The organism is Kurthia senegalensis (assembly GCF_000285595.1).
GTDB lineage: Bacteria > Bacillota > Bacilli > Bacillales_A > Planococcaceae > Kurthia > Kurthia senegalensis.
Window position 1 is genome coordinate 37,023 of the sequence record NZ_HE611067.1, and the last position, 18,175, is coordinate 55,197.

An 18,175-nucleotide genomic window follows, 5' to 3' on the forward strand; every position below is an offset into this window, starting at 1 on the left:
TTATGGGTACATTAAAAAATGGTAAAGATACAATCTTATTAGTTCAACCGGTTGACGCAGCATACGGTACAGCAGCACTTGTCATTGCACAACAAACGGAATCATCTTATTCGATTGAAAACGATGTAAAAGATGAACAAACAAAATTCGGCCGCATCGTTGGTTACGGTAACAACTCTGAATCATTCGAGTTCAGTGCATACGGTTCTAAAAACGATCCTGGTCAAATGGCTGTATTCCAAGCAATCGAAGATAAGAAACAACTTAAAGTGTGGGAAGTTGATACAACGTTAGATGAAAATGAAAAGCACGATGCAATGTTTGCATACGTTATCGTTGAATCGGCTGAACGTTCAAACTCACAAGATGGCTACGAAGAAATTAGCGGTACATTACAGGTCTACGGTAAAGCCCAAAAAGGCAAGTTAGAAAAATTACCGCTTGAAGTTATCGAGTTCGGTCAATACGGTTTCGAAGCACCGGGTGAATACACTGGCGAAGCAGATAACCGCGTTAAAGACCCAGCAAAACCTTAATCACATAACAAACTCAAAGGGGGCATTTGCTCCCTTTTTTAATACTTAAAAACAACAAACAGGAGGTCATTTATATGACATTATCTTTAAAAATTAACCAAACAAACTACGACGCGAAAGCGTCTTTTGCATTCTTAAAAGTAGCCGAATCATTCGGAAATTTTGACGAGAAAGTAAATAAATTCGTCGGTGGTCTTGAAAACTTAGTGACATCACTAGTAACAAGTGAAATTGAGTCATTAGTGCAATTTTGGACTGCGGCAACTGCTCATTACGGTAAAAAGGATAAACCTAGTGAGGAACAAATTCAAACGGCTTTAGAAGAACAAATCGAAGCCGGTAAGGACTTAGACGTTCTATTTAAGGAAGCTTATAACTTCATGCGTAACAGTGGTTTTTTCAAGAAAAAGATTCAAAACTACTGGGAACAAACGGAGATGATGAAAGACTTCGGGGCGACAGAGGACGAGAAGAAAACGAACAAAATCGCTTACGAGCAATTAATGAAAATGAAAGCAGAAATCGAAGCGTAATTGATTTCGATCAAATCGAAGTAGATGCGGTCCAGTATTTGAACATCACAGATTTTGAGTATCTGTACTCATTAGATTTACGTGAATGGAACAACCTTATGAGAGGTGCTGCACTACGAGATATTAAAGCATACGAAGATATGGCAGTGAGTGCAATCTTCAATGTGAGAGCTAAACATGAAAAACGTGTTAGTACGAAGAAGCTATTCGATGCTGATAAAGCACGAAAACGACTTCTTAAAGACGAGGAACCGTTGAAAGACTTTACGCGTTTTGACAAAGCCCAACAGGCAATGAAGGGCTTTAATTTAACACCATCAAAATAAAGGAGGGATAACATGACAGTTGAAAAATTTAGCGCGATAGTTGGTGCGGAGATACGTGAGTTTCAACGTAAATTACGTGAGGTAGATAGACGCTTACAAGAAACAGCGACAGGCGCAGATGTCGATATTCGAGCAAATATCAAAGATTTCTTGAAAAACATTAAAAACGTTAAAAAAGAAATGACTAAACTCGAAAACGAAGATGTCGATGTTGAAGTACACGCAGAAGTACGCAAGGCGTTACATGAAATCAACGAAATTGAAACGCGTATGCGTGAACTTGATCGTGACGACGTTGAAATTGATGTCGAACTCGCAACACAACAGTTTAATCGTGATATTGAGCGTATGCGTAGTCGTATTCGTGATATACAGCGTACTGAAATCCGTGTTAAAGTCGAAGCGATTACACGTGAAGCGATTGCGGAACTTGCACTCGTTGAAAAGCAAGCAGATAAGTTAATCGAAGATGATGTGCATATCGACGTTGAAGCAGACATCGAAAAAGCTATTTCAGATTTCGAGTTCGTACAAGAACGTGTTCGTACATTGTCACGCATGGAACCGACAATCGAAGTAGAAGCAGCTACAGCAGATGCAATGCGACAGTTAAAAGAAGTAGAAATGCGCATGAAGTCACTTGATCGCAAGAATGCTGAATTAAATATCAATGCAGATATTTCAGATGCGGTTAAGAAAATGCAAATCGTGGAACAAGAAGCAAATGATTTAGAACGTGATAGTGCGACAGTCGATATTCGTGCAAACGTACAAGACGTTATGCGTAAGATGGCACAAGCAAGAGCAGAGTTACAAGCTGCACAACGTTCTAAGCCGACTATCCACTTACAAGCAGATATTTCACAGTTTCGTGCAAAAATAGCGGCACTACAAGCAACATTAGTGACGTTACGACGTACAAATGACATTCAAATCGACGCAGATACAACAAGCGCACGAGTTCAACTGGCATTGTTACGCGAAAGAATAAGACAGCTTAATCGCAACGCTGTTATTCGCGTCACAGCTAGAATTGAGGATTTCCAACGCAAAATGGGAATACTTGCACAAAATATCCGAGCATTCGGTGAGGTAGCAGGTAACGCCATTAAAGGTGCGTTAATCGCATTGTTACCAACATTATCACCAATCATTGCTAATCTAACTGCTGCTATCGGTAATTTAGGTGTCATGATTGGCGTTGTTGGTGGACAAGCAGTTGGCTTTGCATTTGCTGGAGCAACGGCATATGTCGGTATGGGTTCGGCTATTGCGCTTGTTACAAGTCATGTTAAAAAGCTGTACGAAAAAAATGCGAAATTAGATGCAGAACAGCAAAAGATGAAAGCAACTTTAGAGAGCGTTAAAGGGGCTTGGGAAAAGATTGTCACATCTACGCAAAAGCCTATCTTTGAAGGACTCACAAACGTTGCAAGTATCGCTAAAAGTGCATTAGGTTCATTAACACCGATGTTCACAAGCGTCGCAAAATCATTCCAGACGCTTACAGGGCAGTTAAAACAATCGTTAAATACAAAGCCCGTACAGCAGTTCTTTGATTACCTTAATAAAAATACAGGTCCAATGCTCGAAACTTTCGCAAAAGCGTTTGGGAATGTATTTAAAGGTATCGGTAGCATGATGGTCGCATTTGCACCATTAAGCAAATCGGCATCGCAAGGCTTCTTAGAAATGACGCAAAGCTTTTCAAAGTGGGCACAGGGTTTACAACAGTCCGAGAAATTTAAAACGTTTATTAAATACGTTCAAACAAATATTCCTAAAGTGAGTAGCATTTTTGGGAACATGATTATGGGCGTAGTTAATACATTCGCTGCCTTTGGTGGCTCGGCAAGTGGCTTTATGTCTAAACTGCAATCAATGATGCAAAGCTTTAACCAATGGTCGCAATCGTTAGCTAGTAACAACGGCTTTAAATCGTTTTTAAGCTATGTATCATCTACTGCACCGACTGTGATTAGCGTAATCGGGCAACTAGTTAAGTTTATCGTCAATCTGGGAATCGGTATGGCTCCATTAGGTAAACTACTACTAGAAATGACACAGAAGTTTTTAACATGGTCCAATGCAATGATGAAAGCACATCCCGCAATTGGGCAATTGATCGCGGTTGCTATTTCGTTGCTTGGCGCATTAATGGCGGTAGTTCCAGCAATCATTTTAATGCAATCTTTATTTGGTGGTCTTGCGACAGCGATTGGTGCAAAACTACTCGGAGCATTAGGATTAGTTAAAAATTTATTCACGAACTTTGGTGCAACAATCGCTCGTGTAACTGCGTTTTTCTCACGTTTTGTCGGTAGTGCTTCACTACTCGGACGAGCATTCACGCTTTTAACTGGTCCAATTGGTATTGCAATCGCTATTATCTCAACATTAATCATTGTTTTAGTAAAAGTGTATCAAGAATCAGAAACGTTCCGGAACATCATTACAAATGCATTTAACGCAGTTAAAAACGCTGTTGTTACAGCATTTGGAGCAGTTGTTTCGTTCATTTCTTCTACTTGGGCGCAAATTAAATCAATCTGGACGAGCAACTCAACGGAATTAACAACTATTTGGACAACGGTTTGGAATGCGATTAAAACGACCGTTGTAGCATTCGCAACAGCGATTGCACCAATCGTTACAGCACTGTGGAATAACATCGTATTAGCTGTACAAATCGCATGGCAAGTCATTAAAACAGTTATTACAACATCAATCGCTATTATCAGTGGTGTAATTGGGATATTCGCAAAAGTCCTTACAGGTGATTTCATTGGAGCGTGGCAAGTTGCTAAAAATACGTTGGTAGCTGTATGGAACACGATTGTTGCGGCAGCTAAATCAATTTGGGGCTTACTCAAAGCGTATTTCCTTAATTTATTCGCACCGATTATTCCAGTCTTTAAATCAGTTTGGAGTGGTTTGAAGGGATGGCTTACATCAACATGGTCATCTATCAAAGCGAGTGCCACGTCAATTTGGAGTAGTTTAAAAGCGTGGTTCAGTTCAATGTGGAACAGCGTTAAAGCAACTGCTCAATCGGTATGGAACGGTTTAAAATCATGGTTGCAATCAGTGTGGAATAACATTAAGTCGAATGCGACAAGAACATTCAACTCGATCAAAACATTTTTATCGTCAACTTGGAATACGATTAAATCTAACACTACAAGCGCATGGAACAGCATTAAGAGTGCAATTTCAAGCGTCTGGAATGCGATTAAATCAGTCGTATCAAATTCGGTTAACGCAGTTAAAGCAGTTGTAAGCGCAGGTTTTAACGCAATCAAAGCTGTTGTGAGTGCTGTGATGAACGGTATTCGTGCAGTTGTATCAAGTGTGTGGAATGGTATACGGTCGGTCGTGACAAGTGCTGTAAATGCAATTCGTAGTATCGTCACATCCGTATTCAATGGCATTCGCACAGTCGTAACGAGCGTAATGAAAGCTATATCAGCGGTTATTCGTGGGGATTGGGCAAGTGCTAAGAGTGCTTCAACTAGTGCTGTAAATGGCATTAAGTCGATAGTAACGAGCGTATTTAACTCGCTTAAATCTGTTGTAGTGAGTGCAATGAACGCTGTTAAATCGGCTGTTTCGAGTGGTTGGAAGGCTGCGGAAGCTGTACTTCGTAGTGTTAACCTTGTGAGTGTCGGTAAAAATATCATGCAAGGTCTTGCGAATGGTATCAAGTCGATGGCTGGTTCAGTTGTTAGTGCGGCTAAGTCTATCGCAGACAAAGTAACAAGTACAATCAAAAAAGCGATGGACATCCATTCACCGTCACGTGTGACAAAAAAACTCGGTGAACATACTGGCCAAGGTTACGCAAACGGTATCAAAGCTAAACAAAAAGCCGCAGAAGCCGCAGCTAAAAAAGTGGCAGCAGCAGCTAAAAAAGGATTTAGCAACGCTGTACAAAAGCTTGATTTAAAACTTTCAGCAGGTACTATTTCAACAGCATCATACGTGAAGCAAATGAAATCTGTTGCAAGCAAATACAAATCAGTTACAAATGCACAGGAAAAAGTACAAGCGAAGATTTCAAAAGCGACGACTAGTGCGGCAGTTAAAGCACAACAAGCAAAAAACGAAAAAGTTGCTGCACAAACAAAAACCTTCAATACAAAACTTGCGAAGATTGATAACAAATACAATGCGTCTACAAAATCAGTAAAAGCTTCAACGACGTATAAAAAAGAAGTCAAAGCACTCGCAAGTAAATACAAAACAAACACGACGATCCAGAACAAAGCGACGGCAAAAATTAACACAGCTAACAAAAATATTGCGAAAACGGAACTCAATCTTAACAAGCAAACAGTAAGCAAGTTGTTATCAAGCGATAAAGTACTGACAACTAAGCAATTGCAATCAATTAAAACCATTTCTAAGCAATATTCGAAAGGTTCTAGCGAACGCATTTACTTCGAGAATCAGTACGCAAAAGCTGTTAAACAAAACGCTAAGATTCGACTCGCAAACGATAAGACGAAAGTTTCGGCACTTGTAAGTAGCGATAAAAAGGTTACAACTAACCAATTAGCTTCTATCAAAAAGATTGCTAACTCGTATGCTAAAGGCTCAAAAGAGCGACTTTACTTCGAGCAACAGTACGCTTCGGCAGTCACAAAAAACAACAAGATTGTCTACGAAGCTAACAAAACAAAAGTTGAAGAGATTTTAGCAAATGAAAAGCTTTCAGCAGCAGAACAAATCAAGCAAATTGAAGCTGTATCAAAAGCGTACAAAAAGGGCACGGAAGAACGTGCTTATTTTGACGAGATTCTGGGCAAACAGAAACAAACACTTTACAACAACTTGATCGCTGCCAACGAAAAATACACAACAGCAATCCAAGAAGCGAATGACAAGTTAATCGAATCAGAAAAAGCGTTGAATGACGAATACGCTAAATCTGTTGCCAGTCGTGCAGATGCATTAAGCAGCTTTACGTCGTTGTTCAGTGAAGTATCAAAAACAGCAGATGTAACAAGTGCTCAGCTATCCGCTAACTTACGTGACCAAGTATCGACGTTGAAAGATTGGGCATCGAACATTGATTCATTAGCTTCAAAAGGAGTTACAGGGTCATTACTCGATGAACTTCGTGAACTTGGGCCTAACGCTTCAAGTGAAATCGCAGCATTGAATACAATGAGTGAAAGTGAACTCGCTGAATACGTTTCGTTATGGCAAGAGAAGTCAGCATTTGCGACATCAGTTGCAACGAAAGAACTCGAAAACTTACGTACAGATACGGACGCTCAAATTACGCAATTACGTGCTGAAACAGCTACGCAACTGCAACAATACAACAAAGAGTGGCAAGAAGAAATTCTTTCGTTAACAGGCAAAACAACACAGAAATTCGATGCATTAACAGCGAGTATGCCTGCAATCGGTCAGAATGTTATCAAAGGTATGCAACGAGGTTTAGCAACGATGACACCAGCGTTATTAGCGCAAGCAAATAGCATTGCGGAACAAATCAAATCAACGATTCAATCAGCGTTAGATATTCACTCACCATCACGTTGGGGAGATAAGTTCATCGGTCAAAATTTAGTTTTAGGTATCGCAAACGGTATTGATCGAATGAAAAAACACGCTATCAAATCGGCAGCGAGTTTGGCGGAATCAGTTAAAAATGAACTAAGCAACACACTTCAAACCGTTGATGGCATGGCAGTTACAAGTGACATGAAAGCATCGCTAAACAAAGAATTACAAGTTAAAGTTAAAGTCGATGTTGAAGGTGGCGGTGCAACAGGCGGTAGCGTAATCATTAACAATCAATATGGCGCTTCAAACCTAACGCCATCAGAAGTCGCTCGTCAACAGAAGAAACAAATGCAACAGCTTGGACTACAATTCTAGGAGGTCAGCAAATTGGAAACAGTCACATTTACAAACAGCATGGGGCAGTCAGTAAAGTTTGCTGATGCTCCTTTTTTTATACAAGAAGTTACAGGGTTAGGCGATGTTACAGCAGACATTCAAAACGTCCGCAGTGCTTATGAGGACGGTTCAAACTTCATCGACGCAATCTTAAACGAGCGAGAAATCGAATTATCGTTTCTAATCGTTGCAGACGCAGTGGCGAAGGAATCATATGGGGATATTTCTCGTATGAGGGAACACGTTGCAACTGTTCTCAATCCGAAACTTGGACCAGGAACATTAAAGTATGAAAACGAGCGTGTCGTGCGTTTAATCACTTGTATCGCAGACGGTGTGCCACAATTTCCCGATGGTGATGGACGTGTCGAAATGATACAAAATGCTTCAGTTACGTTTATCGCTCACAATCCTTACTGGCGTAGTACAGCAATCGAAGAAGAACCTGCATTCAAACCATTGTTCCAATTCCCATTCAGCGGACCGTTTCAAATGGGCATACAGCGTGACGAACGAGTTATCGAAAATGATGGCAACGCACCTGCACCACTCTTAATTGAGTTTTATGGACCTGCGACAAATCCAGTCATTTTAAATCGCACGACAAATCAGTACATCAAAGTTAATCAAGAACTCTTAGAAGGTGAACGAATGGTGATTGATACGAACCCCGACAATGCTTCGGTGTACTTCGTAGCAGAAGATGGTACGAAGCGAAACGTCGTTCATTGGCTCGATTTAGGTTCATCATTATCAACATTTCGCTTACAGCTAGGAGAAAATGAAATCGCATATACAGCAGATAGTGACGTACAAGGTGCAATACTCAACTTGACGTGGCAAAAGCTATATAACGCAGTATAGGAGGGGTTATTTTGGCGGAAATATTTAAGTTTTTTAACTCAGCACCGGGGGACGAACGTTGGCATTATGCCAGCGACTTTGCCGATTATTTTGGCTCGGTACTATCAAGTGGGTTGCTTCACGAGAATAATAAATACGGGTTACAAGTGACTGTAAACAGTGGCACATTAACCATAAATGTTGCAGTCGGCAAAGCCCTTATCAAAGGGTACAGCTACGAAAATACAAATGATTTAACATTAACGCACAGTTTACCCGAACAAACGTTAGACCGAATTGATCGAGTTGTTTTACGTTTGGATTTACGCAACGCAAATCGTTTCATCAAAGTATTTGTGAAAGAAGGGGTATCAGCAACAGCCCCAGTTGCTCCCGATTTACAACGTGACAACTACGTCTATGAATTATCGCTTGCGACTGTAAGATTACGTGCAAATACATCGAGTATCAGTGCCAACGACATCACAGATACACGTGCATTAGAAGATATTTGTGGTATCGCTCAATCGCTTATCACAGTACCAACGAGCGTGTTTCAACAACAATTTGATGCTTGGTTCGATGGTATTGCAGACACAACGGAGCAAAGTGTGAGTGACTGGCAGACAACGCAAGAACAAGCGTTTAGTGATTGGTTTGCAACGATTCAAAATGCTTTAGATGGTGATGTTGCGGCGAGTTTAGCGAATCAGATTACGACTTTACAAAGTGATGTAAATACAAAATTTAATAATTTATTATCTGAATTTCAACGTTTAGATAATGAAAAATTACTCAAAAAATACAAAAGCATGAAAGACAGTGAGGGTATTTTTACAACAGTCACGTATAAGCGTACAGATGGAACTGTATACGCTACGTCCGTTTTAAGTGGTGGTACTACACCACAGTACACAACTCGTACCATTACTTTCTACGATAGCGATGGAACGACAGTAAAAACAACAAAAGTCTATACGTTGTCTTATGACAGCGAGGGCGACTTAGTAAGTGAGGTGTAGAGTATGTTAGATATACGAGAGCATGGTGGGAGTTTTGGTGGTGGCAAAAAAAATGGGGCATATCCAGATATACCAATTTCATTTCCGAGAATACCAAATTCTCAATTGCTTCAATATATACTTACAATAGAATTTGCGTATTTACCTAACTCAAAAGAATTAGAGAAAGAGCCAGAATGCGTGTTAATTCTTTACGGTGTAGCAAACAATAAAGATGTAATTAAACAATATATGAAAACAACTAGTGTCGTATTGAGAACAGAAACGTTATTTACCGTTCCAGTGAATAGCAATATATCATATTTAAGACACAACGAATTTGGTATGCACTATATTTATTTATACAATAACACTTATCACGTTGTAACGATTAAAAATGACATAGTTTATTCTATTAGACAATACTCAAACATTTACGTGCAAAATTTTTGGATTGATGAACAAGTTTTCATGTCTCTTGCTTCTTATAACTTATATATCTTGAACCATTCAGGGGTATTGTTGGGAAGTTTTTATAATTCAGCTTTTCAAAATTATATTAATCGTATTTCTAAATACCACTACATCATCTCAACGAACACTATATCGGGAACGCAAGTGGTGTTATTCGATTTAAAAAAACTAGAATATTTTACGTCGGGGAGTCAATATACTTTTTCACCAATGATGGCGAAATTGAACGCAAGTATGAAGATAAACGGAGGGAGAATATAAATATGTACATTAAGATAATTAATTTATTAGCACGTGATGGAGTAGCTAATTATAAAACGCTAGACATCAATAAAATCGAACAACCATTTTACGACTTCAAAGCAAACGAATGTTATTTACAATATAACGAATCATTCGCATCACACGAGGATTTAATTGAAATTACAGAACAGGAATATTTAGAAGCAAAAGAAGAACAACAAAAAGATGTTGTTTCGCTAGAAGATAAAGTGAAACAACTACAACAAGAAAACGAAGCATTGCGTGAATCACAATTGTCACAAGATGAACTAATTATGTCGTTAATTTTAGGAGATGAATAATTATGGCGAAATCACAAGCATACTATGATTTATTTTTACGAAATTGGTACAACCGCATCGCAACAGAAGTAGAATTAGATAAAGCTATCGCAAAAGGTATTTTAGACGAAGCAGACAAAATCGCAATCATGGCAACTGAACAGAAACCGTTATAACACCATCAAGGTGTTTTTATTTTGCCCTCGAAATGAGGGCATTTTTATTTTAGGAGGGATAGAATGATACCCTTACGTGTTATTGACGTAGACTTTAATTTATACGGTGAAGTACCGAAATATGAATCGTTGCAAATTGTAAATAACTTGTTCGGCATCGGCTCGATCGAATTAAAAATAAATCGGTATATGCCAAAAGCTGACTTGTTGGAAGTGGATAGAATCATCTTTCCGCTAAACCGCACAGACACACCATTTCAGATTTTACATCGAGAAATTGAACTTGATGAAGGTGGTAAAGCAACGGAAAATTGGGTTATCAAAGCTGTACCGCTTAAAGCGTGGTTAAGCGACCGTTTGATACTACCGCCAACGCATACAGCGAATCAGAACAAATCGGGCAACGCTGAAACGGTGATGAAACACTATGTAAATATATCCGCAGTCAATCCAATTGATACGAAACGAATTATTCCGAAGTTGGTTATCGCTGCCGATTTAAAACGTGGCGACAACATTAGTCGTTCGGCTCGTTTCGATACGTTATCGGACGAGTTAAAAACAATCGGGGAACTTACTCAGATTGGATGGAATATCTCGTTAGACATCGAAAACAAGCGTTTTGTATTCGACATTATCGAGGGTTTGAATCGTGTAGCGTCACAAACGGATAGACCGCCAGTTGTTTTTTCAACCGAGTTTAAAACGCTCGAAAGTTTAGAGTACACCGAGAGCAAACTCGATTATAAAAACACCGCAGTTGTCGCAGGGCAAGGTGAGGGCGTGAATCGTAAAGTCATCATACTCAATGATACGAACAGCGGATTTGATCGCAAGGAGATTTATATTGACGCACGTGACGTTGCAGATACCGACACGGACGAAGAAGGTAATGAGTTCCCACGTCCAGAAGCCGATGTTATCGCTGATTTAACCGACCGTGGTAATGAAAAACTAGCCGAACACCTACAAGAAATTTTTGTGAATGGGCAGATTACGAACACTATTTTTCGATACGGTTATGACTGGTTTAATGGCGATACAGTGACGCTTGAACACAAAGATTGGGGCATTGCATTAGACGCTCAAATTACGCAGGTCAAAGAGATTCACGAGGTCGGACGAGCGTATAAAGTTGAGGTCGTGTTCGATAAGGACATACCGACATTTGTGGACAAAATAAGTCGGACATTACGCAAAGTAGCAGATAAACGCTAATATTGTAGAAAATGTATTATGGAAAACATTCCCTTTTTATTTGATAATGAAATTAACAAAGAGAAGGAGATGGTAGAAACATGAAATTAGGCACTTTAGAATGTGGTAAGTGTAAAAGAGAAATACGGTTTTATCAGTTGAATTGGATTGATTTAGATGACATTCCTCGCATTAGTCAATTGGAACTCGAACAAATTCCGATGAACGCAGATGAAGCTACACGCAACGGCATTGTAGAGTGCTTTTCATGTGGCCATCATAACGACATCTTTAACCCGTCGAATGGGAGCATTAGAACGGTGTAGCTTTGTTAAATGGATAAAAGGGAGATGGGGTTTTATGATACACGAAAATGGTTTGTATGAAACAGGTGAACTTGCTTGTGAAAACGGTCATATTAACAAATGGCAAAGGCAATTAGTTAAAAGAGGTCCATTAGGACAAGCGATCATCATGGAATTACTTGAAGGTCACACCCGAATCGAAGGTAATAGAGCATTCAGATGTCGCACATGTGACGAATGGGTGGAATTCAAGAAGGAAGTAGAATAAATAACAACTAAGCACTCTCAATCGAGGGTGCTTTTTATATGCAAAAAATATGAAAAGTAGGTGGCACATGAGTATTGAGGTATCTTTATTATTCGGGGCAATTGGGACGGTTGTTGGTGTAGTCGGAGCAATTATCACGATGAAGAAAAACAGCAAAGAAGATGGCGAACATTCGGCAGAAACAAAAGCGCAGCTTAATTACATTACACGAGGTGTAGATGACATTCGCATTGACCAACGATTACAAGCGAGTAAATTAGACGGTTTTAATGACCGATTGATTCGTGTTGAAGAATCAACAAAACAAGCGCATAAGCGTATCAACGACATCACAAAGGAGGAACATTAATGACACAAGATAAGTTAAAACAATATATTGCTTTATTCGGAGGATTGCTCGGTGCAATCCTTTTATTTTTGCAAAGTTTAGGTATCAATTTAACACACTTTAACGATGCTACAATCAACGCATTTGTACATGTACTAGAAGCGCTCGTACCATTCATTTTAGTTGGCTATGGAGTGTATAAGAACAGCTATATCATCACTCGTAAGGCGAAAGAGCAAGAAAAAGAACTAAAAGAAAAGGGGTTGAAGTAATGACAGTAATTAAAAATGATTATATTAGCGTCAATAAATACACACGCCCAGGTTCTAAATTAGCAAGTGTAAAGGGGATTGTATTACATTGGACCGCAAATGCTGGCGGAACAGCCAAAAATCACAAAACATTTTTCGGTAACGGTGGAGGCTCGCGATATGCGGGTGCTCATATCTTTGTCGATAAAACTGAAGCACTTTGCATCGTACCGCTGAATGAAGTTTGTTATCATGCGAACGAGTCAACATGCCGAATTAAAAAGTTATTTGGTAAAGTTGGAAATTATCAAGGCAACGCTAATGTAACAACAATTGGTGTAGAAATGTGTGTGGAGAAAAATGGAACGATTCACAAAGATACCATTGATCGAACAGTAAATGTAGTCACGGAACTTTGCAAAAAGTTTGGTTTAGATGATGGCGACTTGTACCGTCATTACGATATTACAGGCAAAAATTGCCCTGCCCCTTGGGTAACGAAACCTTCAGAATGGGCTAAATTTAAAGACGCTGTACAGGCGAAATTGAAGGGAAAGGCAAATACTTCAACGACCAACAAAACAACGTCTATCGGAACAATCACGAAGGTATCAGCAGATAAAGAGGAATTAGTTGTCGACGGGTACTGGGGAGCCGCTACTACAAAACGACTGCAAAAAGTTTTGGGTGTGACGGTGGATGGCGTTTTAGGCAAAGCGACAATTCGAGCAATTCAGAAGAAAGTCAGTGCTGATCCAGACGGGATTTTAGGCAAAGAAACAATTAAAGGTATGCAAAAACGTTTCAATACACCAGTAGACGGTATCATTTCCAAGCCATCGACTATGGTCAAAGCAATGCAACGTAAATTAAATAACAATAAATTTTAGCAAAGCAAAAGCCCCTTTCTTCTATTAAATAGAGGAGAGGGGCTTTTTTTATTTTAGTACTGAGATATAACTTTTATTGCCGCGTTTGTTACAGAATCTAGTGGAGCACCATTATCAAAATCAATTGAATCTAAACCAGCACGATCAATAGTGACCTTATAAAGAACTTTATTCGTTGGTCCGATTATATTGATTGTCGCTTTTTCTACATCTTCCGTCTTGCTCAATATTTTAGCTACTTGAAAAAGCTTTGTCTTAGCTACACTCTCTTTGTCGCTCACAGATAGAGCGCGCACAAATGCAAAACCGTTTGATTCGGTGAATTCAGCAGTATCACCAGTTTTCAAGCCTGCTTCGATTTGTTCGATAGTTGTTTTTGGAGTAGCTTCCACTTCTTCTTTCACAGAACTGTCGCCACATGCAATAGTAATTAAAATAGTTGATAACAATAATAATATTGCTAAAGTATTTTTTAATTTCATAACAAGCATCCTAACTATTCTTTATTTGAATTTAAATTCAGCGGTGATGTTTTTACCTACGCGATCAAAATTTTCGTCGTGAGGACCCTCAATCGCTAATTTAACTTCTTTCACATCAGCGACTTCTTTTTCTAATAAGAATACAATAGTACCTTCTTTTTCTACTTTGCCGATGAAGTCGCCACCAACTTCACCTGAGAACAACATGCTAGCTTCCACTTGTTCTTTTGTATCGGTAACTATTTGTGCTTGATCGGGATAGAAGCCAATTGTATCTTCTGAAGTGTTTTCAGCTTTTGCTTTGAAAGCAATAACATGAATAACTTCTTTATTATCGAATTGAGGTTTATATTCATCATTTAATTTAACGTCATAAACTTGAACTTTAGAAATATCTAACTTCATCGGGCCTTCTTTAATGCTATAACCTAGATTATCATTTGAATAATAGTCAGTCACTTCGCCCATTTCACTGCGTTCATCTTTGTCTTTTTTTTCGGCTGCTTTATCTTCCGAAGTGTTTTCAGTTTTTGAATTATCTTCTGTTTTTTCAGAAGTTTCGCCACATCCTGCCAATGCAAGTGCTAGAGCAAGTGGTGCAGCATATAAAAGTTTTTTCATTTAAAACCCTCCATTTTCTTTATAAACTAATTTTATCTAAGATGTTAAATATTGTATGTAATAAAAATATGATATTTATGGCATTTATGACATTTATAATATTGATATAGCATTATGTAAGTTCATTTGCCGATATTTTTTTAAGTTCCCCTATAAAGTTCCCCAATTAAATGTAGTTCCCCAAAAGTTCCACATTAGTAATAATTGTTTATTCCTACCCTAAAAAATCAAAAAAACGCTACATTATAGGCTTTGCAAAAACAAATGATTTCAAGTGTTATGCGAACCAAACTCTTAATAGAAAATAGGCTTATTTTAAGAAGGATTAAATAAAAACTATAGTTATATATTTTTTGATTTAGGTTATTCATACTAACATATTTTAGTTAATTCGAGACAAAAGTTTTAATTGTGTAGAAGTGTTTTTTGCAAATAGTAGAAGAAGTACAAAATGCTCCTTAAATAGTAAATTTCCTTTTGAAAAATATGAAATGAACTTAATAAAATAATACTAATTTATGAAAAAAATCAAGTTGATCGTTTCGGGGTTTTTCAATTCAACGATTTTATTGCCTTTTTTATCGTACAATGAAGCATCATGAAAAAAGCATACGTATGGGATAGCTATGCTTTTTTGCAAAGTACGAGACAGTTGGATTTTTAATGAATGGTGGTAGAGCAAGGCTTTTCAATTAGCCTGATAGCAGTAGGTGAGAAACTATAACATATTACTTCAACAGATTAAAAGTGCTAATGAAGGTTGAACAAATTGGTCTTCTATTCGCTATCGCATGAACCTTTTTTCATGAACCTTAAATAATGTTAAGGAATATTTAAAGTAATTTTCAACTATTCTTCAGCTAAAGTTCAGATTCATTCCGTACACTATAGTTAAGAAGTTTGAATAAGAGAAAAGGACGTGAAGATTATGATTTTAATCTTACCTTTTATGCATATGCAATCAGGACATCATCAAGTAGCAGATGCACTTGCTGCACATATTCAAAAACAAGATCCGACAATGGTAGTGGAAAAGCTCGATATTTTTAGTACGACGTTCCCTCATATTGAAAAGCTTGTTTGTAAAAGTTATTTAACGTGGATTCAAAAAAGCCCTAAAACATACAGTGTATTTTATAAAAAACAGTTTAATAGTAAAAAATATTCTTTCAAATTGTTCTCTCCTTGGGAAAAATTAATGGAAGAAACGTTAGAACGTATCATTTTAGAAAAAAACCAGAAGCGATTATTTGTACACATAGTTTTCCGTCTCACGCAGCGGGAAATTTAAAAGTAAAAGGATTAATTGATGTACCCGTCATTAACGCATACACCGACTTCTTCGTCGGTGGGGTTTGGGCAAAAGATGGCATTGATTTGCACATTGTACCTTCAAAAACAGTCGGTCAATTTTTACAAAATGAGTATGGTGTAGAAGAACAACATATTTTAGTGTCGGGTATCCCTGTACATCCAGCGATGACAGCGACATCCGAAAAACAAAGGAAAAACAAATGGGAGTTACTCATTGCAGGTGGGAATAGTGGACTTGGAAACTTAGCAGACATTGCAAGGCAAAGTACAGCATTCGACCAATTACACGTAACGATTTTATGTGGGAACAATCGACCGCTTTATGAGGAAATTACCCAAATGAACTTGAATAATGTAACAGCACTTCCGTACATTGATTCTCGTGACGAGATGAACGCTTTGTATGAACGAGCAGATGCCCTCGTTTCAAAACCTGGTGGCGTGACGATTTCAGAAGCGTTCGTCAAACATGTGCCTGTTTTTGTAAGTTCTGTATTACCGGGGCAAGAGCAGTTAAATATGGACTATCTCGTGCAAAAAGGACTCGTTTTTCCATTAGAAGAAGGCGATATGTTGGCGCAAGTAATGAATCAACTGATGGAACCACAATTTGAACAGAGCTATTCAACTGCTCTAACCGTTCAAAGAGATGAAGTAGAGCTCGGAACAGCGACATTAGTCGATCGAATGTTGTATCAATTAAATACGACGACGATGCCACATTTTTCAAAAAAAATGTTATTAGCTACTATTTAATAGAAAAAGAACGAGACTAGGATAAATCCTTAACCAAATAAAAAGGGGTGTCATGATTTCAACATCATGACGCCCCTTTTTTTCATAATGTGTACTTGCTATTGTTCTTTGTTTTGGGCGACGCTTTTTTCGGGTACGGCGCCAACTTATTTTTACGTTCGTGTCGTTCTCACAGAAGTCCCACCTTTCACTTCGTACAAACTCATTTTAAATAAACAAAAGAGTTCCTTTTTATGTACGTTATGTCCCAGCCTCGTTTTTTTATGTGGAGAATAGGACGGTTGTGAACAAGTAAAGTAGATTTTGGTAAAATAAAATGCATAGTGTATTACGTTGAAGAAAAGAGGAGTTCTATGAAAAAGTGGTTAATTGGTTTGATTGGATTAATAATTGTTTGTTGTGGCATTGTCATCATTATTTTTGAACGGACACCGGCGCCAGGAACAGCGCTTATTCGATATGCATTCAATCGAGAAGTTCCGATGAAAAATGTACAACAATATGAACAACAAAAAACGAAAAGTACCGTTGTATCAAATATTACGTATCCATCTAAATATGGGCATAATACGATGGATTTATATTATCCGAAAGACGTATCTCCAAATGAGAAACTACCAATTATCGTCTGGGTACATGGCGGAGCTTACATCGCAGGGGACAAATCATTTCCGAAAGGGTTTGCTCGCTATATCGTAGGAGACAAGCGAGCGGCATTCGTATCAATTAACTATGAATTAGCGCCTGAGTTACGTTATCCGGGACAAGTGATTCAGTTGGAGGAAGCGGTACGAGAAGTGAAAAAACTCGCAGCCCGCTATCCATTTTTAAATACGGACAAATGGATCATCGGGGGTGACTCAGCTGGAGCTCAAATTGCAGGACAATTTACGCTCATTCAAACGAATCCAGCGTATGCGAAAGAGATGCAACGTGAAGCGATTCTTTCAAGTAATGATTTACTCGGCTTCGTTTCTTTTTGTGGACCACTTGATTTACCACAAATGACGACAATTAATTGGAAACGGCCGGTCATGGCATTATTTGCTCGAACAGTTGGATGGGATTTGACAGGAGAGAAAAATTGGAAAGAAAGTGATGCGCTGAAACAATCGTCACTCGTAGAACATGCGACGAAAGATTTTCCGGCAAGTTACGTGACCGATGCAACGAATTTGAGCTTTGAAGAACAAGGAAAAGCATTCGTACAAACGTTGCAACAAAAAAATGTACCGGTTACTTCTTTATTTTTTAATAAAGACTCGGATACGGCACACGAATATCAATTTAATTTTGAAACGGCAGAAGCGCAAAAAAATCTTCAATTGTTTGAAGCTTACTTTGATGACATGACAAAAAATAAAAATAAATAGAGAAAAAGCGACAATAATTGAAAAA

Annotated in this window: 20 protein-coding genes; 18 read left to right on the top strand and 2 right to left on the bottom strand. The window is 38.4% G+C overall.

Annotated elements, in window-relative coordinates:
• Positions 1-2: 2 nt before the first annotated feature.
• From KSHG_RS16755 to KSHG_RS16770, 15 genes are all read left to right on the top strand, one after another.
• Complete coding sequence (locus KSHG_RS16755; RefSeq protein WP_010305405.1) at positions 3-536, top strand: phage major tail protein, TP901-1 family; 534 nt, start codon at positions 3-5, stop codon at positions 534-536.
• 74 nt (positions 537-610) lie between these two features.
• The gene (locus KSHG_RS09905) at positions 611-1,069 is read left to right on the top strand and encodes a tail assembly chaperone (RefSeq protein WP_010305408.1); all 459 of its coding nucleotides are present in this window, start codon (positions 611-613) and stop codon (positions 1,067-1,069) included.
• 38 nt (positions 1,070-1,107) lie between these two features.
• On the top strand, positions 1,108-1,395 hold the full coding sequence (locus KSHG_RS16760) for a hypothetical protein (protein WP_010305410.1): 288 nt from the start codon (positions 1,108-1,110) through the stop codon (positions 1,393-1,395).
• 12 nt (positions 1,396-1,407) lie between these two features.
• Positions 1,408-7,287, top strand: a complete 5,880-nt coding sequence (locus KSHG_RS09915; protein WP_010305413.1) for a phage tail length tape measure protein — start codon at positions 1,408-1,410, stop codon at positions 7,285-7,287.
• A 12-nt stretch (positions 7,288-7,299) separates the two neighbouring features.
• Positions 7,300-8,172: a phage tail domain-containing protein gene (locus tag KSHG_RS09920; protein ID WP_010305417.1), complete on the top strand. Its 873-nt coding sequence runs from the start codon at positions 7,300-7,302 to the stop codon at positions 8,170-8,172.
• Between the two features lie 11 nt (positions 8,173-8,183).
• Positions 8,184-9,173, top strand: a complete 990-nt coding sequence (locus KSHG_RS18600) for a hypothetical protein (protein WP_010305421.1) — start codon at positions 8,184-8,186, stop codon at positions 9,171-9,173.
• A 3-nt stretch (positions 9,174-9,176) separates the two neighbouring features.
• Positions 9,177-9,887 carry a hypothetical protein gene (locus tag KSHG_RS09930; protein ID WP_010305425.1) on the top strand — a complete coding sequence of 237 codons (711 nt, stop codon included), beginning with the start codon at positions 9,177-9,179 and terminating at the stop codon, positions 9,885-9,887.
• A 2-nt stretch (positions 9,888-9,889) separates the two neighbouring features.
• A complete protein-coding gene (locus KSHG_RS16765; protein ID WP_010305427.1) occupies positions 9,890-10,210 on the top strand; it encodes a hypothetical protein in 321 nt (106 codons plus the stop codon).
• A 2-nt stretch (positions 10,211-10,212) separates the two neighbouring features.
• Positions 10,213-10,365: a hypothetical protein gene (locus KSHG_RS18350; protein WP_154646897.1), complete on the top strand. Its 153-nt coding sequence runs from the start codon at positions 10,213-10,215 to the stop codon at positions 10,363-10,365.
• Between the two features lie 63 nt (positions 10,366-10,428).
• A complete protein-coding gene (locus tag KSHG_RS09945) occupies positions 10,429-11,583 on the top strand; it encodes a siphovirus ReqiPepy6 Gp37-like family protein (protein WP_010305432.1) in 1,155 nt (384 codons plus the stop codon).
• Positions 11,584-11,663: 80 nt separating this feature from the next.
• Positions 11,664-11,888 carry a hypothetical protein gene (locus tag KSHG_RS09950; protein ID WP_010305435.1) on the top strand — a complete coding sequence of 75 codons (225 nt, stop codon included), beginning with the start codon at positions 11,664-11,666 and terminating at the stop codon, positions 11,886-11,888.
• A 34-nt stretch (positions 11,889-11,922) separates the two neighbouring features.
• The gene (locus KSHG_RS09955) at positions 11,923-12,135 is read left to right on the top strand and encodes a hypothetical protein (RefSeq protein WP_010305438.1); all 213 of its coding nucleotides are present in this window, start codon (positions 11,923-11,925) and stop codon (positions 12,133-12,135) included.
• 67 nt (positions 12,136-12,202) lie between these two features.
• Positions 12,203-12,484, top strand: a complete 282-nt coding sequence (locus tag KSHG_RS09960) for a hypothetical protein (protein WP_010305442.1) — start codon at positions 12,203-12,205, stop codon at positions 12,482-12,484.
• The gene (locus KSHG_RS09965) at positions 12,484-12,735 is read left to right on the top strand and encodes a phage holin (protein WP_010305445.1); all 252 of its coding nucleotides are present in this window, start codon (positions 12,484-12,486) and stop codon (positions 12,733-12,735) included. Before KSHG_RS09960 ends, KSHG_RS09965 begins: the two co-directional genes overlap by 1 nt.
• Positions 12,735-13,604, top strand: a complete 870-nt coding sequence (locus KSHG_RS16770; protein WP_010305449.1) for an N-acetylmuramoyl-L-alanine amidase — start codon at positions 12,735-12,737, stop codon at positions 13,602-13,604. Before KSHG_RS09965 ends, KSHG_RS16770 begins: the two co-directional genes overlap by 1 nt.
• Before the next feature lie 53 nt (positions 13,605-13,657).
• Here KSHG_RS16770 and KSHG_RS09975 read toward each other — a convergent pair whose 3' ends face one another.
• Together KSHG_RS09975 and KSHG_RS17570 are read right to left on the bottom strand one after the other, a co-directional pair.
• Complete coding sequence (locus KSHG_RS09975) at positions 13,658-14,086, bottom strand: hypothetical protein (RefSeq protein ID WP_010305453.1); 429 nt, start codon at positions 14,084-14,086, stop codon at positions 13,658-13,660.
• A 21-nt stretch (positions 14,087-14,107) separates the two neighbouring features.
• Entirely contained in the window at positions 14,108-14,707 is a 600-nt protein-coding gene (locus KSHG_RS17570; protein ID WP_010305457.1) for a hypothetical protein, read from the bottom strand.
• 928 nt (positions 14,708-15,635) lie between these two features.
• Between KSHG_RS17570 and KSHG_RS17575 the strand changes: the two genes are divergently transcribed.
• The 3 genes from KSHG_RS17575 (at position 15,636) to KSHG_RS09990 (ending at position 18,150) form a co-directional block, all read left to right on the top strand.
• On the top strand, positions 15,636-15,998 hold the full coding sequence (locus tag KSHG_RS17575; protein ID WP_010305462.1) for a hypothetical protein: 363 nt from the start codon (positions 15,636-15,638) through the stop codon (positions 15,996-15,998).
• A complete protein-coding gene (locus tag KSHG_RS17580) occupies positions 15,893-16,777 on the top strand; it encodes an MGDG synthase family glycosyltransferase (RefSeq protein WP_083844883.1) in 885 nt (294 codons plus the stop codon). The genes KSHG_RS17575 and KSHG_RS17580 overlap by 106 nt, the downstream gene beginning before the upstream one ends.
• Before the next feature lie 353 nt (positions 16,778-17,130).
• A complete protein-coding gene (locus KSHG_RS09990) occupies positions 17,131-18,150 on the top strand; it encodes an alpha/beta hydrolase (protein WP_010305469.1) in 1,020 nt (339 codons plus the stop codon).
• Positions 18,151-18,175 lie beyond the last annotated feature (25 nt).